Raw genomic sequence first — 26,665 nt, forward strand, 5'->3', positions numbered from 1 at the left:
TTCCGTATTAAAAAGAAAACTCTGCAAGAACCGGAAAATGATCCGATGGGTAAAGCAGATTTTCTCTTCTGTCATTGATATGTCTCTGGGATTTTATTTTAAAACCTTTCACGAAAATATAATCAATTCTGTCTTTAGGAATTTCATTAACGTTGAAAGCTGTAAAGGTCCCTTTGGGCCCGTAAGGTTTGGTTTCGGAATGATAAAAACTGTCATTCAAATTCTGTGAAAGGATTTTTATCGGCTCAGAATCCTCCGTTAAGTTAAAGTCTCCGGACAGGGTTACCGGAAGATTTTTAGGATTCATTTCTTTAATTTTTTTCAGAATAAGATCGGCGGACTTCACTCTTGCTACATTTCCCACATGATCAAAATGAAGGTTCATCGCTAAGAATTCTTTTTTTGTTTTTTTGTCTTTAAAAAAAGCATAAGTACAGATTCTGTTAAGGGCAGCATCCCATCCTCTGGAGGGTATTTCCGGTGTTTCAGAAAGCCAGAAAGTTCCTGATTTCACTACCTGAAGTCTGTTTGTATCATAAAAAATAGCAGAAAATTCGCCTTTTTCTTTGCCATCATCTCTTCCTACTCCTACATAATCGTAATTTTTAAGTCCTGCTTTAATATCTTTCATCTGCTCGGGAAGGGCTTCCTGAACTCCGAAATAATCGGGGTGATAATAATTTAACAAATCCACCGCATCCTGTTTTCTTTCTGTCCAGGCATTTTCTTTATCTGAAGTTACCTGCAGCCTGATGTTAAAACTCATCACTTTAAGATCCTGAGAAAATCCTAATGCAAAAATCAATAGGGCTACCATTGAAAATCTGAAATTCATAATCATAATTTTAAATTAGTATGACAAAAATAGGATATCCTGACGAGAGGTAGTGAAAGTTTAGGGTACATTATTGTTAATTCGTTTGGAAGAGGGAAGATGGAAGTTAAAGTCGCAGGAAGAACTAATCAGGTTTAATGTTAATAATTTTCAAGGTTTAATATTGGATGTTTCATACAATATTGAACTGAAGGCCGGACAGTACCTCCATCTTCCATCTTCCTCCTCCTTTCCCTTCTCTCAACAAAAAACCGGAACTCCAATCCTGAAGTTCCGGTTTTAATAGTATTGAGAGCTGTACTCTATTCTTTTGTAAATGCGTATTCTCTTCCACCCTGTTTAAAGGTAACTGTCTTCTTGTCTTTGCTGAACAGAAGGACTATAGCAGCTTCTTCGAAAGTGAATTCGTTTCCTCCTGTATATTTCAGAGGAAATTCCTGCTGAGCTCCTGCTTTTAAATAAAGCTGTCCGCTTTTATCGGTAAAGACCAGTTTAATCGGATCACTCTTGATCCCGTAAGTCCCTGCAAAATCTTTTGTATTGATCTTGTCTACCACTTTTTTCTCTGCTGACGGCCATGTATTATTGGTCATATTCACATCAGGAATCATTCCGTTCGGATCCAGTGTCACTGCACCAATTTCTTTATTTGAATCCAGTTTAAGCAGCCATTCTGTATTACGTTTCCAAACCTCAACAGGAATTTTCAGGGTTTGTTTTGTTCCGTCTTTAAATGTCACCTGAACCGTCGTAGGCATTGGAAGCTGTCCAATATTTTCAACGGTGATCTCGGCTCCGTTCTTAAAATCACCATTGGTGTATTTCACTCCTTTAACCGCCTGATCAATTTTCCATTTATTCATAAACCAACCTCTCCAGAACCAGTTCAGCTCCTCACCTGAAACGTTTTCCATCGTGTGGAAGAAATCCCACGGTGTAGGATGTTTGAAAGCCCATCGGTTGATATAGCTTTTAAAGGCCTTGTCAAATTTCTCAGGACCAAGAATAGATTCTCTCAGAATCTGAAGACCGATTCCCGGTTTAAAGTAAGCCAGAACTCCGATGCTTCTTTCTTTCATATTATCCGGACCTACCATAATAGGCTCGATATTATCGCCCATCATAAAGCTTCCGCTTCTGGCAATACTTTTCTTGGTATAGTATTCTCCTTTATTGAAAGCCTGTGTGGATAACTCATTGATAAAGGTATTGAAGCCTTCGTCCATCCACGCAAACAGTCTTTCATTGGAACCTACGATCATCGGGAACCAGTTATGTCCGAATTCATGATCCGTAACGCCCCAAAGGTCTTCTCCCGCAGAATCCATATGACAGAAAACAATTCCCGGATATTCCATTCCGCCTTCATTTCCTGCTACATTGGTGGCTGCCGGATAGGTGTATTCATACCATTTCTGGGAATAATGCTCAATAGCCGCTTTGGTATATTCTGTAGATCTTCCCCAGGCCTTTTCTCCACCGCTCTCCGCAGGGTAAGCCGATATAGCGACAGATTTTTTACCGCTGGGAAGATTAATTTTTGCTGCATCCAGAATAAATGCAGGAGATGAAGCCCATGCAAAATCACGGGTCTGATCTATTTTAAATTTCCATGTTTTCGTTCCGGAAGCCTGGTTTTTTCCAATCTCGGATTCAGGACGGATCATCACCGTTTTATCACTGTTTCTGGCTTGTTCCCAACGGTTATTTTCTTCTTTGCTGTATACTTCTTTATAATTCTGAAGTTCTCCGGATGCCACTACATAATGATTGGCCGGAACGGTAATATTCGCAGTGATATTTCCGTATTCAAGATAAAATTCCGATGCTCCCACGTAAGGAAGTGTATTCCAGCCCATCACATCATCATACACACACATTCTCGGGTACCATTGGGCGATGGTAAATATCTTGCCATTCTTTGTTTTCTGTACTCCCATTCTGTCTGAACCATATTCCGGGGACACGAAGGAATAATCAATCTTGATTTTGGCAACACCTCCTTTAGCTTTCAGTTCTTTCGGAAGATCTATCTGCATTCTGGTATCGGTAATCGTATATTTTACCTCCTTACCATCGAGCATAACAGATTTAATTTTATAACCTCCGTCCAGCTCCTGCCCATGAGCTCCGTTTCTGCTTCCTGACGGCGGAACCACAGCATTTCCTCTGGAGTTTTTTTCAAACAGATTCTGATCCAGCTGCAACCATAAGAAGCCCATCTGATCCGGACTGTTATTGGTGTAAGTAATTTCAGCAGTTCCCGTTAATTCGTTTTTAGCATCATTCAGACTTACATTCAGGTTGTAATCTGCCGAGTTCTGCCAGTAAGCGTGTCCCGGCTGTCCGCTTGCAGAGCGTGTTTCTGTTCCTGTCTGAGGATAAAAGAAGGGTTTAAAAGCCTCTACATAACTGTATTTTGGTGTTTCCTGAGCTAAAGCAGATCCTGACAACAGGAATACTGCCGCTGCGGCAACAAGACTTGGAAGTTTATAATTCATCTGGTCAATTTTATACTATTTCTCTGATAAGTTATAAAAAACCCCGGAATCGTTACAAGTCCGGGGTGATTTTATGAAAATTTTAATTAATTCGATTTTTTCGCTTTGATCATGGCTTCAAGAGCATCCCACATTTCCTGCGGAATATCTTCAAGCATATTGAATTCTCCTGCTCCCTGAAGCCATTCTCCACCGTCTATGGTTACAACTTCTCCGTTCATATAAGCAGAATAATCTGACACAAGATAAGCTGCAAGGTTGGCAAGCTCCTGATGCTCTCCTACTCTTCTCAAAGGAACTTTTTTCCTCATATCAAATTTTTCCTGAAGATCTCCCGGAAGCAATCTGTCCCAAGCTCCTTTTGTAGGGAAAGGTCCCGGCGCAATGGCATTGAAACGGATTCCGTATTTGGCCCATTCCACAGCCAGAGATCTGGTCATGGCCAAAACTCCTGCTTTTGCACATGCTGAAGGGACTACATAAGCAGATCCTGTCCATGCATAAGTGGTAACAATATTTAAAACAGTTCCCGGGCTTTTAGTATCAATCCAGTGTTTTCCGATGGAAAGCGTACAGTTTTTTGTTCCTTTTAAAACAATATCCAAAATAGAATCAAATGCAGAATGGGTTAATCTTTCGGTAGGAGAGATAAAATTTCCGGCTGCATTGTTTAATAAAATATCAATTCTTCCGAATTCTTTCAAAGCAGCTTCCTTCATAGCTTCTACTTCATCCCAGTTTCTTACGTCGCATGCTACACACAGAACTTTTCCTCCGGTTTCCTCTTCCAATTCTTTTGCGGTTCCCTGTAGTTTTTCCAGATTACGGGAAGTGATGACCACTTTCGCACCCAGTTCCAGAAAATATTTTGTCATGGCTTTTCCAAGACCGCTTCCGCCTCCTGTTACAATCGCTACTTTATCTTTTAATGCATCTTCACGAAGCATCGGCTGTGTATATAAATTCATATGATTTTATTTTTTCCTAAAAATACTAAATATTGAATTCATGCCATTTAAAATAATGGGATAAATAATAATGTTATAAATAGTGATTCTCTTTTCCTTCTATATTTTAACGCAAAGTTTTAATGACAAGCTTTTTAGATTGAAGGGTGCTAAGAGGCGTGACTGCGTCACTGAAGAAGTAAATGTTTAATCAGCTGCTAGGATTTCAGGAAAGGACATAAAAAAAACAGCTCGGTAACGAATTACAAAGCTGCTTTTATAAATATATGACAGGAAAAACGATTATGAAACAACCACACCTTTGAACGAAAGCGTCTTAGGTGCTTTGCTATCACTTGTAGTAACGTTTACCGTTTTCATGAAGGCGCCTGCCGCTGCTGCATTGTAACTCGCTTCCACAAATCCTTTCTTCCCAGGAAGAATAGGAGTTTTAGTGTAGTCTGCTGTTGTACATCCACAAGATGGGGCTACGTTTTCAATCACAATTGGTTTTGAAGATGTATTCGTAAATTCAAATCTGATCAATTTAGGTTTTCCCTGAGGAATGTTTCCTACATCAATAGATTCTGATTTCCATTTAATAGCATCTGCTATCATCTTTACTACTGAGTTGCTTTCTACAGGAAATACATTAGCATAAAACGGGGCGAATGCCATAACGGCTAAAAGTGCTGAGATTTTTAATTTTTTCATGAGTATAAATTTTTAATTAGAAAGACCAAAAGAATACTTTGTTCTCTTTTGATATAACAAATGTAAAGGAGTTGATCCTTACAACTTGTTAACCGCTGTCAAACATTTGTTAACGAGTTGTTAATAATAAAAGATTAATAGATATTTTTGGATAATATTGTTTCAGAAATGAAAATCAAAAAGCTCAATATCATTATAACGCTCGGGTTCATTGCTATTATTGGGATTTTAATAGCTCAGCTTCTGTGGGCCCGGCAGGCTTATAATCTTGAAGATAAGAAATTTAACCAAAAAGTAAATCTTGCCTTATCGGAAGTTGCCGAAAAATTGTCAGGAGGAAAAACTTCTTTTACTGAAAATCCGGTGCAGAATATTGCCAATGACTATTACGTAGTGAATACCAATAATGAATTTCATCCCATAGTTCTGGAGCATTACCTGAGAACAGAATTTAACCGCTTTCAGGTCAATACCGATTATGTGTATGCTTTATACAACTGCCACAGCGATAAAATGGTTTATGGAAAATATATGTCGAAAAACCAGGAAAGTCCCAGCGACAAGGTGATTAATTTTCCCAAGCATAAAAACCTGATTTATTACTTTTCCATACGTTTCCCCGATAAAACTACGTATCTGATAAGCTCATTAAGGTTTTGGTACCTGCTTACATTTGCTCTGATTATCATTCTTCTGGTGTATGTATATTCCATATATACGATTATCCAGCAGAAAAAATTCTCGGAGCTGCAGCGCGATTTCATTAATAATATGACTCATGAATTCAAAACGCCATTATCTTCCATCCTTTTAGCTTCGGAGTCTCTCAGCAAGCAGGATATCGTAAAGGAAAATTCCAAACTGCAGACCTATACTTCCATTATCATCAATCAAAGCTATAAGCTCAATAATCATATTGAAAAGATATTGAATATTGCTAAAAATGATTCCTCCGGACTGTCATTAAAACCTCAAAAAATAATACTCCTTCCTTTTATTGAGGAGATTGCAGATACCTTACAACAAAAGAATGAAAATGTTGTTATCCACATAGACCTTGATGGCAATGATTCAATAATGGCGGATCAGTTTCACTTTACCAACATCATCTACAACATCCTGGACAATTCCATTAAATATTGCGAAACAAAACCTGAAATCATTATTTCATCCTATAAAGATTCAAAAGGCTTATATTTAAAGTTTAAAGACAACGGAATGGGAATTCCTGCCAAAAGTATTCCTCATATTTTTGAAAAATTTTACAGGGTAAACACCAAAAAAAGTGAGGAAATCAATGGCTTTGGGCTGGGATTGTTTTATGTAAAAAAAGTAGTCAGGCAGCACAACTGGAAAATTTCGGTTGAAAATAATACAGACCGCGGAATTACCACCACTCTTTTTTTCCCTTTTTAAATTGATAAGACGTAAGTATGGAAAAATCCAAAATTTTATATGCAGAAGATGATAAAACCATAGCTTTCCTCATTCAGGACAGCCTGGAGAGCTATTATGACATCTGCTGCTATTCAGATGGAAGATCCGCACTTGATGCATTCAACAGCCAAAACTTCGATATTTGTCTGCTGGATATTATGATGCCGGAGCTCAACGGATTCGAGCTGGCAGAGCAGATTCGCAATAAGAACTCTGAGATTCCCATTATTTTTATTTCTGCAAAGGCTTTAAAAGAAGACCGGATCAAAGGGTTAAAAATTGGCGCTGATGATTATCTGGTAAAACCATTCAGTATAGAAGAATTAATTCTGAAAATTGAAGTTTTCCTGAGACGCACCAAAAAAACAGATACCACTCTGCTGAAATACAAAGTCGGGAGATATGATTTTGATCCCCAAAACTATACCCTTCAGCATAAAGAAGACCGCGTTACCCTCACTCAAAGAGAATCTGAGCTTCTTTTATATTTTATCTGTCACAAAAACACCGTGCTGAAAAGACAGGATATCCTGAAGGCCATCTGGGGAGACGATGATTATTTTATGGGACGAAGTCTGGATGTATTTATTTCCAGGTTAAGAAAAGTACTTGCTGAGGAACAAAATATTCTGATTGAAAACCTGCATGGAATAGGATTCCGCTTTTCTGAAAAAAAATAAATTCGAGGCAAATTCCGTATTAATTGGAAATGATAAATAGTTATTCTTCGATTTTTAGTTAATTTTAAGGTTTGAAAATTTGCTATTAATGAGAAATCACGGAACCACTGTTTTTTTATTCCTTTTATTTTTTGGTCTGCATCTTAAAGCTCAAAAGTTTGAAAAGTTAATACAATATGTCAATCCGCTCATCGGAACCGAAAAAATGGGACATACGTATCCCGGAGCCACTGTTCCTTTCGGAGCTGTACAGCTGAGCCCGGAAACTGATACCATCGCCTATGAACTCAACGGAAAATACAACGGTGAGGTTTATAAATATTGTGCAGGTTACCGCTACGAAGACAAAACCATCGTAGGTTTCAGCTCTACCCATTTCAGTGGAACCGGGCATTCCGATCTTGGAGATTTTCTCATCATGCCGACTGTAGGGAAATTACAATTGAATCCGGGAACAGCATCACATCCGGAAAGCGGCTACAGAAGCAGATTCTCCCATCAAAACGAAAAAGCTGAAGCAGGATATTATAAAGTAAAACTGGATGATCACAATATTCTCGCGGAACTGACCTCTTCCACCAGAACAGGAGTTCACCGCTATACTTTTCCAAAATCTGATCAGGCCCATATTATTTTAGATCTCACCGCCGGAATCTATAATTATGACGGTAAAAATATCTGGACCTACGTCCGCGTAGAAAACGACGGCACGGTTACAGGATATCGCCAAACGAATGGATGGGCAAGAACCAGAACGGTTTATTTTGCCATGAAATTTTCAAAACCTTTTAAATCATACGGCCAGAAAAATTTTGACGGTCCGCAGGTATACAAAGGATTCTGGAGAAAATTCGATCAGAATAAAAACTTCCCTGAAATCGCTGGCAAAAACCTGAAAATGTATTTTGATTTCGACACCGAAGAAAACGAAGCTATAGAAATAAAGCTGGCCATTTCCCCGGTAAGCCAGGCCAATGCACTGGAAAATCTGGAAAAAGAAACCGGAAAGATGTCTTTTGACCAAGTCAAAGCAAAAGCTCAGGAAGACTGGAACAAGGAACTGAATAAAATCGTGATCAAGGGTTCTGAAACTGAAAAGACCAACTTCTATACAGCCATGTATCATACATTCATCAGCCCTACTACTTATATGGACATCAACGGAGAATATAAAGGTTTAGATCAGAATGTTCATCAGGCAGAAAACTTCACCAACTATACGACATTTTCCATCTGGGACACGTACCGTGCGCTGCATCCTTTCTTTAATATCATCCAGCCCAAACGGAATAATGATATGGTAAAATCCATGATGGCTCATTACAATCAGTTTTCCATGAAAATGCTTCCGATATGGTCACATTATGCCAATGATAACTGGTGTATGAGCGGCTATCACAGTGTAAGCGTTGCGGCTGATGCTGTAATCAAAGGAAATTACAGCGGTGATCCGAAAGAAGTATTAAAAGCCTGCATTGCTACAGCTAATAAAAGAGACTACGAAGGTATCGGTTATTATATCGACATGGGGTATATTCCTGCCGAGAAAAACGGAACTTCAGTTTCGAATACACTGGAATATGCTTACGATGATTGGGCCATTGCTCAGCTCGCCAAACATTTAGGCGAAACAGAAATTTACAATCAGTTCATCAAACGTTCTGAAAACTGGAAAAATAATTTTGATCTGAAAGCAGGTTTTATGCGTCCCCGACTGACAGACGGAACCTTTAAAAAAGAATTTGATGTCCTGAGTACCCACGGACAGGGCTTTATCGAAGGAAATTCCTGGAACTACAGCTTTTTTGTTCCTCAAAATCCGGACGGACTTATTCAAATGATGGGCGGAAAGAAAAAATTCGCTTCTAAACTGGACGAATTGTTCACCATGCATCTTCCCGATGAATTTTTTGCCGATACAGAAGATATTACCCGCGAAGGAATCATTGGCGGCTATGTTCACGGAAACGAACCCGCTCACCATGTCGCCTATTTTTATAATTGGGCAGGACAACCCTGGAAAACGCAATCTCAGGTCCGCAGAATCTTAGAAATGCAATACAAAGCCACACCTGATGGACTGGGCGGAAATGACGATGCAGGACAAATGAGCGCCTGGTATATTTTAAGCTCACTTGGATTCTATCCTGTAGCACCCGGTTCTGAAGATTATGCTATCGGAAGCCCGGCAGTAGATCATGCCGTTCTTAATCTTGAAAACGGAAAATCATTTGAAATTGAAGCTGTAAACCAAAGTCCGAAGAATGTGTATGTGGAAAAAATTCTTCTGAACGGAAAAGAAATTAAAAATTTTACTCTAAAACATTCTGAAATCGTAGCCGGCGGAAAACTTACATTTTATATGAGTGCGAAAGCGAAGAAGTAATCTTTTCAACCACAAAAGACACAAAAGTTTTTAGGCACTTTAGTCATTTTTAAGTTGAATGCTTTTCGTATAATAGTTCACTTAAGTTTTATTTGATTTTTATTTCTATTAAAAGATGTAACAATTCAAATGGCGGAAATTTTCATCATCCGCAGCATGGACAGCAAAAATCCAGAAAACTTTGACAGGACAGTTCTCCGGAATCCATAAAAACAAAAAGGGCAAATAGGTATAAATCTATTTGCCCTTTTGCTATTTAGCTTTTTTGCTTTTTATAATTATTCTTCTACCTCAAAAAGAAGTCTCTCCCCGAATTTTTCGTCGGCGATTTTACCATTGTCATACACAAGATGTCCGTTCACAAAAGTCTGGGTTACTTTAGAATGTAAATTCATTCCTTCCAGCGGGCTCCAGCCGCATTTGTAAAGAAGATTATCTTTCGCAACCGTCCAATCGGAATTTAAATCAACCAAAACAAGATCCGCTTTGTAGCCTTCTCTTACAAAACCTCTTTTCTCAACTCTGAAAAGGATGGCCGGATTGTGGCACATTTTTTCAACAATTTTTTCAAGAGAAATCTTTCCCGTGACATAGTTTTCCAGCATCACAGGTAATGAATGCTGTACCAATGGTGCTCCGGAAGGACATTTTGTATACACGTTCTGTTTTTCTTCAGCGGTGTGCGGCGCATGGTCTGTAGCTACTACATCTATTCTTCCGTCCAGAAGGGCTTCCCAAAGAGCATCTTTGTCTTTCTGCGTTTTTACAGCCGGGTTCCATTTGATCAGAGAGCCTTTGGTCTCATAATCTTCATTGGTAAATGTTAAATGATGAACACATACTTCTGCGGTAATCTTTTTATCTTTCAGCGGAATATCATTTCTGAAAAGTTCCATTTCTTTTGCCGTGGAAAGGTGAAAAACGTGAAGTCTCGCACCCGTCTTTTCTGCCAATTCAATAGCTTTTGAAGATGATTTATAACAAGCTTCCTCACTTCTGATAAGATGATGGAATTTTACAGGAATATCTTCTCCGTATTCATCCAAATATTTCTGGGTATTCGCTCTGATGGTAGCTTCATCTTCACAGTGAACGGCAATCAGCATTTTAGTATTGCTGAAAATGTTTTCAAGTGTTTCAGGATTATCTACAAGCATATTTCCTGTAGAAGAACCTAAGAATAATTTAATCCCCGGAACATTTCTTGGGTTGGTCTTTAAAACTTCCTCCAGATTATCATTTGTTCCTCCCATCATGAAACCATAGTTGGCATAAGCTTTCTGAGCACCGATTTCATATTTATCCGCCAATAATTCCTGAGTAACGGCATTGGGAACGGTGTTCGGCTGATCGATGAAACTGGTTATTCCGCCGGCGATGGCAGCTCTTGATTCGGTTTCAATATCTCCTTTATGTGTCAGTCCGGGATCTCTGAAATGCACCTGATCATCTATGACACCTGGCAGAAGGTATTTCCCGGAACCGTCAATAATCTGGTCTGCATCTTCAGAAATGGAGGGACCTATTTTAGAAATCAGGTCGTTTTCTATTAAAAGATCGCTTTCGAAGATCATTCCTTCGTTAACGATTTTTACATTTTTTATAAGAACTTTCATTTCGATTTATTTCCCGGTAAAATTAAGATTTTATGTTTTAATTAGCTTCAAAATCACAAAACGAATTCTTAAAGTTTTACATTTGTAAAAAATTTCGACTTTGTATAAGAAACTATTAGGACAAACAATCATCTACGGAGTAGGAGCTATAGCACCTAGAATTATTTTGTTCATCCTTAACCCGCTTTTGATCTATAAAATCCCCAATGAAGGGTTTGCGATTTTCACACAGCTTTATGCATGGATTTCGTTTGTCAATATTTTACTTTCTTTTGGTTTTGAAACGGCTTATTTTCGGTTTTCTGCTGAAGAAGGCAATGAAAAAAAGACATTCAACACTTCGTTTTGGTTTTTGTTTTCAACTTCCACTGTTTTTCTGGCATTGTGCTATCTGTTCAATCAGCCTATTGCAGATTATCTGGGGTATCACGACAACCCTGAATATATCAGATGGTTTGCTTTAATTGCCTTTTTTGACAACTTATTGGTCATCCCTTTTGCATGGTTGCGTTTTCACAATAAGCCCATAAAATATTCTGCGGTAAGAGTTGTTCAGGCGATATTTCAGGCCGTTTTTACAGCCGCATTATTCTTTTGGATTCCGGAAAGCATATCAAAAAGCTTTGGTTTGAACCAAAATGTGGATTACCCGTTCTTCAGTAATTTAGCCGGAAGTGCCTTAGGCTTTCTATTATTATTACCTATTCTATTAAAAGTAAGATTTCAGTTTGTGACCTCTTTGTTTAGGCGTATGATCAGATATTCCTTTCCGCTTATGCTGGCCGGGATGGCATTTATGATCAATGAAAACTTTGATAAATCTTTCCAGAGAAATCACATTTCAGATGAGGAAGCCGGAGCGTATGGTGGCTGCTATAAACTTGCTGTATTGATGACACTATTTGTTACTGCATATCGAATGGGTATTGAGCCTTTCTTTTTTAAACAGATGGATAAAGGGGATGCCAAGAAAACCTACGCTAAAGTAGCAGAATACTTTGCTTTTTTTGCCTGTACCGTAGCTTTGGGAATTATCGCTAATATTGCCTGGCTGAAAGACGTTTTTATACCCAACAAATCATACTGGATCGCCATAGATATCATCCCGATTATCGTTATTGCCAATCTTTGTTTCGGAATATATTACAACTTTTCTACCTGGTATAAAGTAACGGACAGAACCAGTGTAGGAACCGTAATTTCATGGTTGGGAGCCATTATAAATATTGCTCTGAATCTTTTAGCATTACGCTACTACCACAGCATGATAGGTTCTGCATGGGCCACTTTCGGAGCTTATGTAATTATGATGATTGTGTCTTATCTATTAGGTCAAAAATATTATCCTATCCCGTACAGGATGAAAAAAATGTCTTTCTTTTTAATCTTACTTGGCGTTTTTAGTTTTATTATTGTAAAATATCTCAACTACAATATCATAACAAGTAATGTCCTGTTTCTGATCTTCGTAGGAATTTTGATCTACTCGGAAAAAGACATGCTTCTGTCAAGGATCAGAAAAAACTGATTCTGGCCTCTAATTTGATACTATTGAGTTCTTTAAAAAAAATTAAAAAGCACTGGATTAAAGATGATAAATATTATAATCAGCAATGATTTAAATGATTACCTTTAGCCAGACCTAAATAAAAAAACTAACAAATAAAAACATTGTCATATACTCTATGAAAATAATTGTTCCTATGGCTGGACGCGGTTCCAGATTACGTCCACATACTCTGACAGTTCCAAAACCTCTTATTCCCATTGCCGGAAAACCTATCGTACAGAGACTGGTAGAAGATATTGCTAAAGTGGCAGGTGAAAACATTGAAGAAGTAGCATTTATCATCGGAGATTTCGGACCGGAGATTGAGAAATCTTTACTTCAGATCGCCGAAAAACTGGGAGCAAAAGGAAGTATTTACTATCAGAATGATCCGCTTGGAACGGCACACGCTATTAAATGTGCAGAAGATTCCATGCAGGGAGATGTAGTGATTGCTTTTGCAGATACGCTTTTCCGTGCAGATTTTCAGCTGGACAAAAATTCGGATGGTGTGATCTGGGTGAAAAGTGTTGAAGATCCTTCTGCTTTCGGAGTTGTGAAATTAGACAATTACGGATTCATTACCGATTTTGTTGAAAAACCTCAAACTTTTGTTTCTGATCTTGCCATCATCGGTATTTATTATTTCAACAGCGCTGAAAAGCTGATGGATGAAATCAATTACATCATCAGTAATGACATTAAAAACGGAGGAGAGTACCAATTGACCATGGCACTGGAAAACCTTAGAGCCAAAGGAGCCAAATTTACTTTAGGAAAAGTAAATGACTGGATGGACTGCGGAAACAAAAATGCTACCGTGGAAACCAACAGTAAGATTCTTGAATACGAAAAAGAAGAAATGCTTAATTATCCGGCATCCGCTGTGATAGAAAACTCATTGATCATCCAGCCGTGCTTCATCGGGGAAAATGTAAAAATCTCCAATTCAAAAGTAGGCCCTGGCGTTTCTTTGGGAAATAACACCACTATCGTCAATTCAAACATTGAAAACTCCCTGATTCAGGAAAATACAAGAATCAACCACGGAAATCTTTCCAATTCCATGATCGGAAATTCCGCACAGTATTTTGGAGTAGCCAGAGAGATCTCATTAGGGGACTACTCTGTTTTAGATTTTTTGTCTAAATAAGCCCAGATATAATTAATATAAAACAACATACAACCCAGACCACACAATACTTTTTGTGTGGTTTGGCGTTAATATTGCAGCGTATTTTTTTAATTGAAAGATAAATACATGAAAAACTGGATCCCGATACTTTTACTATTCCTTACCCTTTCTTCCTGTAAAACCAGAAATGCCGCCAAAAACAATAACGGCAAAACGCAGGACAGCACCGTTGTCGCAGAGGATAACCGTAATCCCAAAGATGCCAATGAACCTGTAAGAGATAAGCTTACATTCTATGAACATGTAGTGATTCCTTTAAAATTTGATCAGGTAAAGATCAACAGTAAAGTAAATGTGGAAACCGGAAGTTTTATTCCAACCCTTGATGCCGTGATCTATATTGAAAATGATAAAAAGGTATGGATGAATCTTCAGGCTCTATTTTTCAATGTGGCCAAAGGTATCGCAACACCGGAAGGAATTAAAGGACAGGATAAAACCAGCAAAACGTACATAGATTCTGATTTTGATTATCTGAACAAACTTCTGAATGTCAATTTTATTGACTACAAATCCCTAGAAAAAATTCTGATGGGCAGAACTTTTGTAAAGATCAGCGATTCCCAGTTTACGCTTACTCAAAATGCACAGGGTTTTAAAATGGTGTCCAACACCAATCAGAAAATCACGACGGATGAAAAAACCAGAGAGTATAAAATTGTACTTAATTATGATACAAATTATGATCTGTTGAGCGTCAATTTAAAGGATGTTTTATCTACTGACGAGCTGGAAATCTCTTACAGCAACTGGGATGAATATAATGGAATCCGTCTTCCAAAAAATGTTAAAATAATTATAAAAGGTTCAAAATCTAGTCAAATTTTACTGGAAAACACGAAATTTGACTTTTCGAGGATGGAAACACCTTATTCTGTACCATCCAGTTATAAGAAAATTGAGATTAAATGATTAAAAAATTTAGCTTTTTAATAGGTATTCTTCTGTTCGGCCTGCATCAGGGACAGCAGAACAAGGAACAGCTTCAGAAACAGAATGCCGATCTTAAAAAACAAATTGTACAGATAAATACAGATTTAGCTAAAACCAGAAGCGATTCCAAGCTTTCGGTGGCTTACCTTACCAACGTTAATAAAAAACTGACTTTAAGAGAAAAGGTGTATACCAATACTCAGAAAGAGAAAAGATTTATTGAAGATGAAATTTATCTTCGTCAGTTGGAAATCAACCGTCAAAACAAAGAACTGGCAGTTCTCAGAAAGAATTATGCTGAAGTTCTCGTGAATGCATACAAAAATAAAGGGGTACAGAACAAAGTAACCTTTATTCTTTCATCCAAAAATCTGGGAGAAGCTATAAGAAGGGTACAATACCTGAAGCAGTACGCAGATTATCAGGATAAAAAAGCAGCAGAGATCAGCAATGCAGCTGCCCAAATCAAAAAATCAATTGCACAGAAGCAGAATTCTGCAAGAGAAAAAGAGAATCTGCTGGTGACCCAACAGAAAGACCTGGCTACCATTAATGCAGAAAGAGCACAGAAAGAGCAATTGCTGGCAGACTTTAAGAAAAATGAAGCCAAACTTACTGTAGAGCTTAAACAAAAGCAGGTTCAGTCTAAAGCTTTGGAAGGACAGATCAGAGCAATTATTGCGGAAGAAATCCGTATAGCCAAAGCAGAAGAAGAGGCCAGAAAAAAAGCGGAGGCAGAAAAAATCCGTATGGCCAAGCTGATTGCTGAAAGAGAAAAAGCAAGAATTGAAGCTGAAGCTAAAGCCAGAGCCGAAGCATTGGAAAGAGAAAGAAAGCTGGCGGAAATCGAAGCTAAAAAAGCAGCCGACCTGGCAGCAAAAAGAGCCGAAGAAGAGAGAAAACGTAACGAAGAAGCAGCCAGAGCCGAAGCCAATGCCAAAGATGAAGCCAGAAGAATAGCCGCTAAAAAGGCATCTGATGAAGCCAATGCCAGAGCAAAAGAAGCTTCAGACAAACTGATTGCAGCAAGAGCAGCTGAAGCCGCTCTGAACAAGAAAAAAGAAGAAGAGAAAAAAGCAGCAGAAACGAAAGCAATGACCAGCTACGGAGTTACCACAGCTACCGGAAGCAGCTTTGCAGACAGCAGAGGAAAATTGGGCTATCCTGCAGACAGAGCAGGCCAGGTAACCCACCGATTTGGAAGACAACCGCACCCGGTTTTCAAAAATATTGTTGAGGAAAATACAGGGATTAAAATAGCCGTACCTTCCGGAACACGCGCAAAATCTGTATATCCCGGCACAGTCTCTTCTGTATTGGCAAACAGCGACGGAACAAAAACCGTTATGGTAAAACACGGAAATTATTTTACGATCTATTCTAACCTTGGAAGCGTAAGCGTATCCAAAGGACAACAGGTTTCTTCAGGAACTCCTGTAGGTTCTGTAGCGCAGGATTTCGATGGTTCTTATACTCTTGATTTCCAGGTATGGAACGGAAATACACCAGTTGACCCATTAGGTTGGATTTCGTATTAAAAAAAGCTTTAACTTTGCAAAAATCTTAAGAGATGAATACACTTACAATACTTGCCTTATCTTGGCAACATATCCTTATCGTAGCGATACTTTTGGTATTGCTTTTTGGAGGAAAGAAAATTCCGGAACTTATGAGAGGTGTAGGTTCAGGAATCAAAGAATTTAAAGATGCAGTGAAGGAAGAAGACAAACCAGGTTCTGAGAACAAAACCTCTTCTACCAACAACAATAATACTCCCGGCAACTAAAAATTCTTCAGAATTAATGAATTTCACTGAAACTGCATGGAAAGTCTTCAATCAATCTATTGAAGATTATCACGTGTTCGATGATGTTAACTCTCTAATTAATAACCCGTTTGAAAAAGACAGTTTGGAACGGATTTTGTATGCAAAGAACTGGATTGATACCGTTCAATGGCATTTGGAAGATATTATTAGAGATGAAAATATAGATCCCGTTGAAGCTCTTCAATTGAAGAGAACGATAGATTCATCCAACCAGAAAAGAACTGATCTGGTAGAATTTATCGATAGCTGGTTCCTTACTAAGTTTGAAAAAATAACTCCGAAACCTGATGCAAAAATCAATACAGAAACTCCCGCTTGGGCTGTAGACAGGTTATCAATTCTTGCATTAAAGGTTTATCATATGTCGTTAGAAGCCAATAGAGAATCTGCTTCTGAAGAGCACCGTGCAAACTGCCAGGCAAAACTGGATGTACTGCTTACTCAGAAAGAAGATCTATCTACTTCTATAGATCAGTTGCTTACTGATATTGAATACGGTAATGTTAAGATGAAGGTATACAAACAAATGAAAATGTATAACGATGACAGTCTTAACCCGATCCTCTATCAAAAGGGGCAACAGAAATGAGAAAACTATTTTTTTTTGGAGTACTACTAATTATAACTTCCTGCGCAACGGAAAAGCTTAACCTTTCCCCGTTGTCTAATAATTTTTATAGCGAAACCAAAGGTTCTGATTCCGACAGAGGGGCAAAAAAAGGCTTTGATATCAATATTAAAGAAAATATAAATGCTTCTGAAATTTCAAATCTGATTTCTACTTTTCCAAAGTTTAAGAATAATGATTTAAATGAAGAAGTCACAAGTCTGAAATACAGTCTTCAAAATTATTTATATGCTATTGATGCCAACAATTCTGCAGGGAAAAACAGAGCCATTAAAAGCTTTGAAAAATCATATAAGAAAATTCAAAAACTCAGACAGCAGCTTGACAAAGATGATGATGAAGTTCTCAACAGATATCTGGTACGCTTAAAAACCAATATTTCTGTAATAGAAGATTCTTTAAAAGGAAATTAAAACTAACCACTATTAATGATTAAAATTCAGGCAGAAGCTAATGTTCCCACAGAACACGGCTCTTTCCGAATGATCGCTTTCTCCGAAAACGAAAACGACTGGATGCCACACATGGCCATCGTTGCAGAAAATACAGATTTTTCAAAACCGGTGAACGTACGTTTCCACTCAGAATGCATTACCGGAGAAGTTTTCCATTCAAAAAAATGCGAATGCGGCCAACAGCTGGATGCCGCAATGAAATATACCCACGAACACGGAGGAATTATTGTTTACCTTCGTCAGGAAGGAAGAAATATCGGGATCATCAATAAGCTGAAAGCATATTCATTACAGGAAAAAGGTCTAGACACTGTTCAGGCCAACCTGGAATTAGGGCTTCCGGCCGACGACAGAAACTTCGGTGTTGCTATTGAAATCCTGAATCTGCTGGGAATAAAAGACATTAATCTTTTAACCAACAATCCTGAAAAGGTAAAATATGTAGTAGACAGCAACATTAATCTCAACTCCAGGGTACCTTTACAGATCCCGGCCAACGAGATCAGCAAAGGCTATCTGAAAACAAAAAAAGATTTCTTCGGTCATTTATTAGATGATAATGACAACTAGATAAAAACAAAAGCTCCCGACTTCTACGGGAGCTTTTCTGTTATATAATCTGTAGGGTTTATTATTGTCTTTTAACGGACCAACTACCGCTCCAGCTCTGCAGTTTCCATGTTCCGGATCCGGTATGCAGACTTCCGTATAAAATAAAACCTTTTGGAGAAGGAGCAGGATTTAAAGCGCCATTTCCGGCCCCCTGAAGGCTGGTGTAATAGGTTTCATCCACATTGTTATTGGCAACTCTTATCACTTCCATACTTCCGCTTTTAGAAACATTCAGGATCAGGGTTCCGCTGATATGATCTCCTGAAAAGGTCCCCACCCATTTTCCCATATAAGGAGAAACATAATTTTCCTCGGCCTTATTACGCTCAATATTATCCGAAATCTCACTAATACATGAAGATAAAAGGAACAATGGAGTCAGTATGAAAAGTTTAAAATATTGATTTTTGATCATTAGTTTTTAGTATTTTATTCAGAGTGCTAAAATTAATGTTTTTAACTTCTTCAACCAATTAAATTAAAAAAGCCCCGCGATTTCTCCCGAAGCTTTAATAATTATAAAAAACTGAAAAGATATTTCTTAATTAGTTCACCTTTGTAGTCTTTACATTGGTGTCATCCAGATTGTAATACTTTACTACTGCATTATAATCGCTGTAATCTACAGAGTTGGCACTTTTGCTTGCCTGTGCAGGAACAAGTACCAATCTGAACCTTTGATTATTCAGATAATCGTTGGTTTCAGCCGCAGTCATTTCTGTTCCTAAATTAAAGTTCTCATCATCAATTCTGATCTGTACGTTTTGAGAATCGAAAACGAAATTATAATCAAATACTCTGTTTGTCGGTAAAGTTCCTGAATTAGGCAAATAAACAGACTTTGGAATCTGCTGCCATGCATTACCTGCTGCTCTATACACTAAAACCACATCGGTCTGGTTGATATTGATTCCCTGTGTGAACGCATATCCGTTTCCATTGGTAAATGATCCGGTAATGTCTCTCATTCTTGAATAGGTGTCGCTATCCGTATTATCATCGTTATTATCACAGCTGAATATAAATAATGATACAAATGCCAGGAATAGAAAAGGAAGAATTTTTTTCATTTTTAGAAATGTTTAGTTATTATTTATAAAGCGTATTCAAATCATATACCAAAAGTTGCAAAAACATTGTTTTCATCATTTTTTTAATTGTATTTTTGTTCTTATTCAAAAGATCATGAAGAAATTGTTATATACTTCCCTCTTTATTTTTTCATTAATAAGCTTTACTGCCAAAGCTCAATACCAGCCTAAAAATAGTTCAAAAGAAGACCTGAAAAAGGCTCAGCACTGGGTAAACAAGACCTACCGTTCACTTTCTCAGGATGAAAAGCTTGGCCAGCTGTTTATTGTAGCGCTTTACACCAATAAGGGTGAAGATTATATTAATCAGATCAGAAACATTGTTATTAATGATAAAATCGGAGGACTGATTTTAATGCAGGATGATGCTGCCAGAGAAATCAATCTGGTGAACGAGTTCCAGCAGAAATCCAGAGTTCCGATGATGATCGGGATGGATGCAGAATGGGGACTTTTCCAAAGAATTGCCACTGCCTACAAATTTCCGTGGGCCATGACACTCGGAGCTATACAGGATAAAAACCTGATTTACCAGATGTCCGCCAAAATAGCCGAAGACTGTCACAGAATGGGGATCAACTGGGATTTCGCACCGGTTGTAGATGTGAATACCAACCCAAGCAATCCTATTATCGGAAACAGAAGTTTCGGTTCAGAGGTAGATAATGTGATCAGTTCTGCTTTGGCTTACTCTAACGGGCTTCAGGATAATACTATTCTTGCAGCTATTAAACATTTCCCTGGGCATGGTGATACCAGTAAAGATTCACATACGGACTTACCTGTAGTTTCACATAATTTAGAAAGACTCAACACCGTTGAACTGGCTCCTTTTAAAGCTTTAATGGATAAAGGAATCGGAGGTGTCATGGTAGCCCATCTGTATGTTCCAAGTCTTGAATCTGAAAAAGGAATACCTGCTTCCGTTTCAAAGAATATCATAACAGGATTGTTAAAAGATAAATTAGGCTACAAAGGCTTAATTATTACGGATGCCCTGAATATGGGAGCTGTAGCCAATAAATACAAACCCGGAGAACTGGATGCGCTTGCATTCAAAGCAGGAAATGATATCATGCTTTTCTCTCAGGGTGTTGCAGAAGGAAAGAAATTAATTCAGAAAAGTATTGATAAAGGTGAAATTTCACAATCGAGAGTGGAAGAAAGTGTTAAAAAGATTTTATTAACCAAATACTTCCTGGGACTTGATCAATACACTCCGAAAAAGCCGGAAAATATCAATAGTGATCTCAATAATGATTCCCATAAAACATTGGTTCAAAATCTTTACGCCAATGCAATTACTTTATTAAAAGATGATCAGAAACTGCTTCCCATTACCGGGAAACAAGTCTATTATGTTCCTCTGGAAGAAGCTCCTTATCAGACTTTTGCCAATCAGCTTGGCTCTAATATTACCATCAAAAAAGCCGGCGAAATCAATAGTATTCCTGCAGGTTCTACTGTGATTGTAGGATTCCACAAGGATAATTCAACAGCGTACAAGCCTTATAAAATCTCGGCAGAGTCTAAAAAGATTCTTGCTGATCTTACGGGCAGACAAAACGTTATTCTCAATGTATTCGGAAGTGCATATGCTTTAAAAGACATTGATATTTCAAAAGTATCCACGGTTCTAGTCTCTTACGAAAACAATGACGATTCAATGACAGCCGCCGCCGCTGCTCTGAACGGAAAAACAAAAATATGGGGCAAACTGCCTGTACTGGTTAACGATCAGTTGAAAGCAGGAATGGGAATCGAAAAAGCTCCCGCTTCCGGCTCGAATGCAAACTCAACAGTTTTTACAACATCAAAACAAAAATAATCTAATGAAAATAGGCATACTTTGCTATCCAACATACGGAGGAAGCGGAATTGTAGCAACAGAACTGGGAATGTCTCTTGCCAACAAAGGATATGAGGTTCACTTTATAAGTTCTGCGCTCCCTGCAAGACTGGACATCACCAACCCGAACATTTTTTTTCACCGGGTGAATGTACAGACCTATCCCCTTTTTCAGTATCAGCCTTATGATATTGCATTAAGCTCAATGATTTACCGTGTCGTAAATCTTTATAAGCTGGATCTTCTGCATGCTCATTATGCTATTCCTTATGCATATGCTGCTTTTACCGCTAAACAAATGCTGAAGGATGACAACAATGATATTCCGTTGGTGACTACTCTTCACGGAACAGATATTACCCTTGTGGGGCAGCATCCAAGCTATAAACATGCTGTAGAATTCTCTATCAACCAGTCAGATGCCATTACATCGGTTTCTGAAAGTCTGAAAAAAGATACCCTGCAGTTTTTCAATATTAAGAAACAGATACAGGTAATCACCAATTTTATTGATAATTCTGAATTTGATGACTGTACGGAATGCCAGAGAACTCAATTCGCCAACCCTGACGAAAAAATTCTGATCCACGTTTCCAACCTTCGTCCTGTAAAAAGAGTGGAGGAAGTTCTTCAGATCTTCAAAAATGTGGAGAAAAAAGTAAAATCCAAGCTGATCATTATTGGTGAAGGGCCGGATATGGAAAAAGTCAATCAGTTCCTGGAAGAAAACCCTGAATTGATTTCAAAAATCCGTCTGTTAGGAAAAGTAAATGATCTTTACAAAATTCTACAGCTTTCCGACGTATTCTTACTTCCTTCCGAACAGGAAAGTTTCGGTTTGGCTGCACTTGAGGCTATGGCTGCTTACACTCCTGTTATCAGTTCCAATGCGGGAGGAATCCCTGAAGTAAACATCCAGGGAGAAACAGGATTCCTGGCCGAAATCGGAAATGTAGAAGCCATGAGTAATTATACAATCAAGCTTTTAAGCAATGAGGAACTTCTAACGACAATGAAGCAAAACGCAAAAGATCAGGCTATCAAATTTGACCTGAAAAATATTCTTCCCATCTATGAAGAAATGTACAGAACCACGATAGAAAATTTCAAAAAGGAACTGACGAAAGCTTAACCGTCAAAACATATTTGAATCAGCTATACTACAAATGCCTTCTGTATAAATTGACAGAAGGCATTTGTATTTTTTCAGCCAAAGCAATAAAAAGCCGAACAGATAAATCAGAAGTTCTTGTTTTAAAAAATATATTTCTATCAATCAGACTTTGTTCAGCACAACGATTGAAAATCTGAAAAAGCAACCTCTAGAAACTTTGTTTTTCCATTATATTTATCCTAACACTTATGACGGAAAGACTGCTTCAATATCTATGGAACTATAAAGTTTTCAAACATTTCAACTTCAGAGATACTGAAGGAAATCCTGTTGAACTCATCCATTCCGGGAAATGGAACAAAGATGCCGGCCCCGATTTCCTTAATGCAAAAATTAAAACAAAAGATCTGATCGTTGCCGGACATATAGAACTGCACGTCCGTACCTCCGACTGGATTTTTCATAACCATTCCCGGGATCCCAATTATCAAAATATTATTCTGCATGTGGTCTATCAAAATGATGCGGAGATTGAAGACCTCATCCGAAAAAATGTTCCTACTCTGGAACTTAAAGATCATATTGACATAAATATTCTCTGGAAATATGAAAAATTAATCAATGGAGAACAGTTTATTCCCTGTGAAAATATTTTCAGGCCGGATGCGGTTCCGTTTCATTTTCATGAGGCTAATGTTCTTAAAAAACTGGATGAAAAGTCGCGGGAACTGGAAAAGAGTTTAGAAGTGTATCAAAATAATTTTGAAGCGGTTTTATTTCACAGCCTCGCCTATTCTTTCGGCTTGAAAGTAAATGCCCAAATTTTCAGAATGATTGCGGAATCTGTAGATTTCAGCATTATCAATAAGATCCGGCAGAATGAATTACAGCTGGAAGCCCTTCTGTTTGGGATTTCAGGCTGGCTAGACAATCCGAAAGACGGACAAATGATGATCTGGAAAAGAGAATTTGAATTCATCAGAAAGAAGTTCAGTATTCCCCCTCTTACATTTCATCCCAAATTTATGAGACTGCGCCCGCCCAGTTTTCCTACAATCCGTCTTTCTCAGCTGGCCAATCTTTATCACAGGCATCAGAATTTATTTTCAAAAATCATAAAAGCCAATACTCCGGATAATCTTTACGAAGTTTTTGAACCCGTAAAAGCTTCGGAATACTGGGATTTTCATTTTAATTTTGGAACCATTTCAAAGTTCCAGCCTAAAATAATAAGCAGGGATTTTATTGAACTGATTATTCTCAATACCGTTCTTCCTTTAAAATATACCTATCACAAATACCATCGTAAGGAAATTACAGATGAAATCCTGAATTTATACAGAAACAGCCCTGCTGAAAAAAATTCTGTAACAGACAGATGGAAAAAGCTTGGGCTGAAAATCAACAATGCATTGGAAAGCCAGAGTCTTATTTATCATTATAAAACCTCGTGTGAAGAAAAAAATTGCTTAAATTGCAGTATTGGATTTAAACTTTTAAAAGAAACTTCAAATGTTTGACAATATCCGCCACAAAATGGAAAGAGAATGGTTTGGCGTTCTTACGAGAACAGGAGCTAAACTGGGGATTCCTGTATCTAAATTAAGGATCTTTTTCATCTATTCTACTTTTGCCACTGCCGGTTTTTTCTTTTTGATTTATCTTGGACTGGCATTTACGCTTTGGATCAAAGATATTTTTATCACCAGAAGGCCCAGCGTTTTTGATTTATAATTATGGAATTTTTACCGATTACTTCTGCAGATGACTATAGAGTTCAGGACATCTATAAGTCATATTCCAGTACATTTCCCGCAGATGAACAAAGGGACTGGAATCAATTTACGGCTTTATTTTCTAATCCTCATGTGAAAGTAATATCTGTATTTCACGAAACACAGGCTATAGGATATCTGATTATCTGGGAACTGAGTTCTTATATTTTTGTAGAACATTTTGAGGTTTTCGAGGCCTTCAGAAGCCAGAAGCTGGGATCACATATTACAGGGTACCTGTTTAAAAATTATCCTAGAATTATTCTGGAAATAGAACCCGATCATTTGGGAGAAGATGCCAAAAGACGTTATTCTTTCTATCAGAAAAACGGGTTCACCCTGATTGACGATATGCATGTACAGCCAAGCTACGGTGAAGGAAAAAAACCGCTGGATCTTTGGCTGCTGGCCAATTATACTCCTGAAAATTTAAAGAGTGTAAAGGACGAAATTTATGATGTAGTGTATCATTAAAATATAGAAACCGCCGGAAAATATCTGGCGGTCTATTTTTATCATATGCTGTGAAGCTTTTCATCTGTATTTTGTTAACCACTGATGGCACAGATTTTCACAGATGATTGTTTAAAACTTATGTGATCTTCCTATTCTCCTGGCATTTAAACTTCAAAATAAATGAAGTCTTAAAACTTTTGTTCTCTTTTGTGGTTAATATTTTCCCCACCAATGATGATCACTTTTAGGAATGATACATATTAGTCAACTTCGTATTCCAGCTTTATGGTGATGTTCGCTTCTTTTTCTTTGGAAGATGTATTGAATGTTCCGCCGTAGGAATAGTCTTCATTGGAATTGGGTTCCGTTATCTGGATCACACCCATTGTGGCTTTTTTAAGGTTCCCCAGACTGCTTCCCGAGTTTTCTGCAATCTTCTCCGCTCTTTCTTTGGCGTCTTTGGTGGCACTGGCAATCATCTCCTGTTTTACTGTGGCTAATTTAGTGTAAAAATAAGATGGTGCTGAAGAGGTGAACTCAATACCGCGATTGATAATTTCTGTAATGTTTCTGGAAAGGTTCTCTATTTTCACCACCTCCTTACTTTCAATAGAGACTTTTTGGGTAAGGTTGTACCCGGAAAATTCGCCCTGTACATAATTTCCGTTTGAATCGTTATAGCTTCTGAACTGCTTCTGAATATCTACGGACGAAAATACAATTTCATTCTGCTTAATTCCTTTGGAAAGAAGATAATCATTAATCACCTTCCTGTCTGTTGCCAGCTCATCGTACGCCGATTTTAAGTCTGAATTGTTTTTAGAAAAGCTTCCTGACCAGGTGATCAGATCAGAGGTGAATTGTTTGGTTCCCAATCCGGTTACGGAAATGGTATTTTCAGATTTATTTCTGTTTTTAATCGCGTTTCCTAAAAACCCGAGCCCGAGAACGAATCCCAGTGCCCCGACAGCTACCGCAATAATATTCTTATTCATAAAAATGGTGATTTAATTGATTATTCGTAGGTTACATCAATTTTCATTCCGATTTTTAAGAATTCATTAACATTATTCATCCTTTCTCCTGCTCAGTTTCAAAACCTGGAGGCAAGGCAAAAAAGAAACATTATAAATATTAAGAAATAAATTAAAGCTTATTGAGGTTAAAAAAATAAGACTTATATTAAACAGACTATTATAGGTTTGATTGTATTTATTTTACTCCTCTGGTTTTGAAATTGATCCGTTTTTGCTTTGCTTCAATCTTTCTAAATAAACCGGCATTGTTTCTTCCATTCTCAGCAGGGTTCCGGATAAGTTTCTTGCTTTTACATAAGTGCGGACCTGAGGTTTAACCTCGAAAGCATACTGTATAAATTCTGAAATACGTTCTACGGGAATTCCTGCATTTACAAAATATTCATTATCCACCCTGTTTCGGACCCACATGATATGCTCCTGCAAATCATCATATCTGTACTGCCGTTTCTGCCTTCTTGCTTTTCCGCTGATCAGATCGTAAGCACCCTGAACATCCAGGCTTCCCAGGAGAATCGGGAGAAGAACTTTTTTCACTTCGGCAGGCTTTTCCCGCATTTTTCCGACAGGTTGAGGAAGACCTACCGCCTGTTCTACGATTTCCCCTTTATCCACTTTTCCGGCCAGCCGGGAATCGGTTTCAAGGTCGCCTGTTGGCTTTTTAACGATTTTCACCTCTCCTACATCTCTTGGTATCGGGGTCATAGTAACCAGTAGTTGAGGATTGTAGCCGCCTGTGAGCACTCTTGTAGAAACCCTGTAGAAATCTGCCATTACAAATCTGAGTTCGTCGTTGGGAGAAGCTTCTATAGAAAACATTCCCGCAGCATTGGAAGAGGTTTTCTGATCTGTAGACATATTGATGATAAGAACAGCGCTTAAATTCACTCCGTCATCATCTGTGATACGTCCTGTAACCGTTTGCTGTGCAAAGAAACTGTTAAACAGAAAAACGAGAAGAAATGAAACTTTCTTCCAATCCGTCATAAAAATATTGGCCCCTCTACAATTCATTATCCGTTTATTA

The 26,665-nt window shown here is 38.0% G+C and carries 25 protein-coding genes; 16 read left to right on the forward strand and 9 right to left on the reverse strand.

What is annotated here, in order from left to right:
* Positions 1-7: 7 nt before the first annotated feature.
* The 4 genes from ACM46_RS00440 to ACM46_RS00455 form a co-directional block, all read right to left on the reverse strand.
* Complete coding sequence (locus ACM46_RS00440; RefSeq protein ID WP_048505536.1) at positions 8-835, reverse strand: endonuclease/exonuclease/phosphatase family protein; 828 nt, start codon at positions 833-835, stop codon at positions 8-10.
* A 302-nt stretch (positions 836-1,137) separates the two neighbouring features.
* Positions 1,138-3,336, reverse strand: a complete 2,199-nt coding sequence (locus tag ACM46_RS00445; protein WP_048504674.1) for a M1 family metallopeptidase — start codon at positions 3,334-3,336, stop codon at positions 1,138-1,140.
* 86 nt (positions 3,337-3,422) lie between these two features.
* The gene (locus ACM46_RS00450; RefSeq protein WP_048504675.1) at positions 3,423-4,304 is read right to left on the reverse strand and encodes an SDR family oxidoreductase; all 882 of its coding nucleotides are present in this window, start codon (positions 4,302-4,304) and stop codon (positions 3,423-3,425) included.
* Positions 4,305-4,586: 282 nt separating this feature from the next.
* Entirely contained in the window at positions 4,587-4,997 is a 411-nt protein-coding gene (locus ACM46_RS00455) for a DUF1573 domain-containing protein (protein WP_048504676.1), read from the reverse strand.
* A gap of 168 nt (positions 4,998-5,165) precedes the next feature.
* On the opposite strand from ACM46_RS00455, the gene ACM46_RS00460 reads away from it, so the two are divergent.
* The 3 genes from ACM46_RS00460 (at position 5,166) to ACM46_RS00470 (ending at position 9,500) form a co-directional block, all read left to right on the forward strand.
* The gene (locus tag ACM46_RS00460; RefSeq protein ID WP_048504677.1) at positions 5,166-6,413 is read left to right on the forward strand and encodes a sensor histidine kinase; all 1,248 of its coding nucleotides are present in this window, start codon (positions 5,166-5,168) and stop codon (positions 6,411-6,413) included.
* A gap of 17 nt (positions 6,414-6,430) precedes the next feature.
* Complete coding sequence (locus tag ACM46_RS00465) at positions 6,431-7,114, forward strand: response regulator transcription factor (RefSeq protein WP_048504678.1); 684 nt, start codon at positions 6,431-6,433, stop codon at positions 7,112-7,114.
* 88 nt (positions 7,115-7,202) lie between these two features.
* Positions 7,203-9,500, forward strand: a complete 2,298-nt coding sequence (locus ACM46_RS00470; protein WP_083997302.1) for a GH92 family glycosyl hydrolase — start codon at positions 7,203-7,205, stop codon at positions 9,498-9,500.
* A 278-nt stretch (positions 9,501-9,778) separates the two neighbouring features.
* Here ACM46_RS00470 and ACM46_RS00475 read toward each other — a convergent pair whose 3' ends face one another.
* Complete coding sequence (locus ACM46_RS00475) at positions 9,779-11,116, reverse strand: dihydroorotase (RefSeq protein ID WP_048504679.1); 1,338 nt, start codon at positions 11,114-11,116, stop codon at positions 9,779-9,781.
* A gap of 100 nt (positions 11,117-11,216) precedes the next feature.
* On the opposite strand from ACM46_RS00475, the gene ACM46_RS00480 reads away from it, so the two are divergent.
* The 8 genes from ACM46_RS00480 to ribA all read left to right on the forward strand — a co-directional run bounded on the left by ACM46_RS00480 (position 11,217) and on the right by ribA (position 18,274).
* Positions 11,217-12,644, forward strand: coding sequence for an oligosaccharide flippase family protein (locus ACM46_RS00480; RefSeq protein ID WP_048504680.1), 1,428 nt, complete (start codon positions 11,217-11,219; stop codon positions 12,642-12,644).
* Positions 12,645-12,801: 157 nt separating this feature from the next.
* On the forward strand, positions 12,802-13,818 hold the full coding sequence (locus tag ACM46_RS00485; protein ID WP_048504681.1) for a sugar phosphate nucleotidyltransferase: 1,017 nt from the start codon (positions 12,802-12,804) through the stop codon (positions 13,816-13,818).
* Between the two features lie 108 nt (positions 13,819-13,926).
* Entirely contained in the window at positions 13,927-14,772 is an 846-nt protein-coding gene (gene lolB1, locus ACM46_RS00490) for a lipoprotein insertase outer membrane protein LolB1 (protein ID WP_048504682.1), read from the forward strand.
* Positions 14,769-16,331, forward strand: a complete 1,563-nt coding sequence (locus tag ACM46_RS00495) for a peptidoglycan DD-metalloendopeptidase family protein (protein ID WP_048504683.1) — start codon at positions 14,769-14,771, stop codon at positions 16,329-16,331. Before lolB1 ends, ACM46_RS00495 begins: the two co-directional genes overlap by 4 nt.
* A gap of 32 nt (positions 16,332-16,363) precedes the next feature.
* Entirely contained in the window at positions 16,364-16,579 is a 216-nt protein-coding gene (locus ACM46_RS00500; protein WP_048504684.1) for a twin-arginine translocase TatA/TatE family subunit, read from the forward strand.
* Between the two features lie 16 nt (positions 16,580-16,595).
* Positions 16,596-17,210, forward strand: coding sequence for a DUF4254 domain-containing protein (locus ACM46_RS00505; RefSeq protein WP_048504685.1), 615 nt, complete (start codon positions 16,596-16,598; stop codon positions 17,208-17,210).
* Positions 17,207-17,662: a hypothetical protein gene (locus ACM46_RS00510; protein WP_048504686.1), complete on the forward strand. Its 456-nt coding sequence runs from the start codon at positions 17,207-17,209 to the stop codon at positions 17,660-17,662. The genes ACM46_RS00505 and ACM46_RS00510 overlap by 4 nt, the downstream gene beginning before the upstream one ends.
* 15 nt (positions 17,663-17,677) lie before the next feature.
* Complete coding sequence (ribA, locus tag ACM46_RS00515; protein WP_048504687.1) at positions 17,678-18,274, forward strand: GTP cyclohydrolase II; 597 nt, start codon at positions 17,678-17,680, stop codon at positions 18,272-18,274.
* Positions 18,275-18,335: 61 nt separating this feature from the next.
* Here the strand turns inward: ribA and ACM46_RS00520 are convergent, their stop codons facing one another.
* Both ACM46_RS00520 and ACM46_RS00525 read right to left on the reverse strand, forming a co-directional pair.
* Positions 18,336-18,731: a hypothetical protein gene (locus ACM46_RS00520; RefSeq protein WP_048504688.1), complete on the reverse strand. Its 396-nt coding sequence runs from the start codon at positions 18,729-18,731 to the stop codon at positions 18,336-18,338.
* A gap of 130 nt (positions 18,732-18,861) precedes the next feature.
* Complete coding sequence (locus tag ACM46_RS00525) at positions 18,862-19,386, reverse strand: hypothetical protein (RefSeq protein ID WP_048504689.1); 525 nt, start codon at positions 19,384-19,386, stop codon at positions 18,862-18,864.
* 115 nt (positions 19,387-19,501) lie between these two features.
* On the opposite strand from ACM46_RS00525, the gene ACM46_RS00530 reads away from it, so the two are divergent.
* From ACM46_RS00530 to ACM46_RS00550, 5 genes are all read left to right on the forward strand, one after another.
* Positions 19,502-21,235, forward strand: a complete 1,734-nt coding sequence (locus tag ACM46_RS00530; RefSeq protein WP_048504690.1) for a glycoside hydrolase family 3 protein — start codon at positions 19,502-19,504, stop codon at positions 21,233-21,235.
* A gap of 4 nt (positions 21,236-21,239) precedes the next feature.
* Complete coding sequence (bshA, locus tag ACM46_RS00535; RefSeq protein ID WP_048504691.1) at positions 21,240-22,388, forward strand: N-acetyl-alpha-D-glucosaminyl L-malate synthase BshA; 1,149 nt, start codon at positions 21,240-21,242, stop codon at positions 22,386-22,388.
* Positions 22,389-22,618: 230 nt separating this feature from the next.
* Positions 22,619-23,890: a DUF2851 family protein gene (locus ACM46_RS00540; protein WP_048504692.1), complete on the forward strand. Its 1,272-nt coding sequence runs from the start codon at positions 22,619-22,621 to the stop codon at positions 23,888-23,890.
* Positions 23,883-24,104 carry a PspC family transcriptional regulator gene (locus tag ACM46_RS00545; protein ID WP_034725857.1) on the forward strand — a complete coding sequence of 74 codons (222 nt, stop codon included), beginning with the start codon at positions 23,883-23,885 and terminating at the stop codon, positions 24,102-24,104. The genes ACM46_RS00540 and ACM46_RS00545 overlap by 8 nt, the downstream gene beginning before the upstream one ends.
* 2 nt (positions 24,105-24,106) lie before the next feature.
* Positions 24,107-24,619, forward strand: a complete 513-nt coding sequence (locus ACM46_RS00550) for a GNAT family N-acetyltransferase (RefSeq protein ID WP_048504693.1) — start codon at positions 24,107-24,109, stop codon at positions 24,617-24,619.
* A 242-nt stretch (positions 24,620-24,861) separates the two neighbouring features.
* On the opposite strand, the gene ACM46_RS00555 is transcribed toward ACM46_RS00550, so the two are convergent.
* Both ACM46_RS00555 and ACM46_RS00560 read right to left on the reverse strand, forming a co-directional pair.
* Positions 24,862-25,596, reverse strand: a complete 735-nt coding sequence (locus ACM46_RS00555) for an SIMPL domain-containing protein (RefSeq protein ID WP_048504694.1) — start codon at positions 25,594-25,596, stop codon at positions 24,862-24,864.
* A gap of 222 nt (positions 25,597-25,818) precedes the next feature.
* Positions 25,819-26,652, reverse strand: a complete 834-nt coding sequence (locus ACM46_RS00560) for a carboxypeptidase regulatory-like domain-containing protein (protein ID WP_241485946.1) — start codon at positions 26,650-26,652, stop codon at positions 25,819-25,821.
* Between the last annotated feature and the right edge of the window lie 13 nt (positions 26,653-26,665).

Source organism: Chryseobacterium angstadtii (assembly GCF_001045465.1).
Classification (GTDB): Bacteria; Bacteroidota; Bacteroidia; order Flavobacteriales; family Weeksellaceae; genus Chryseobacterium; species Chryseobacterium angstadtii.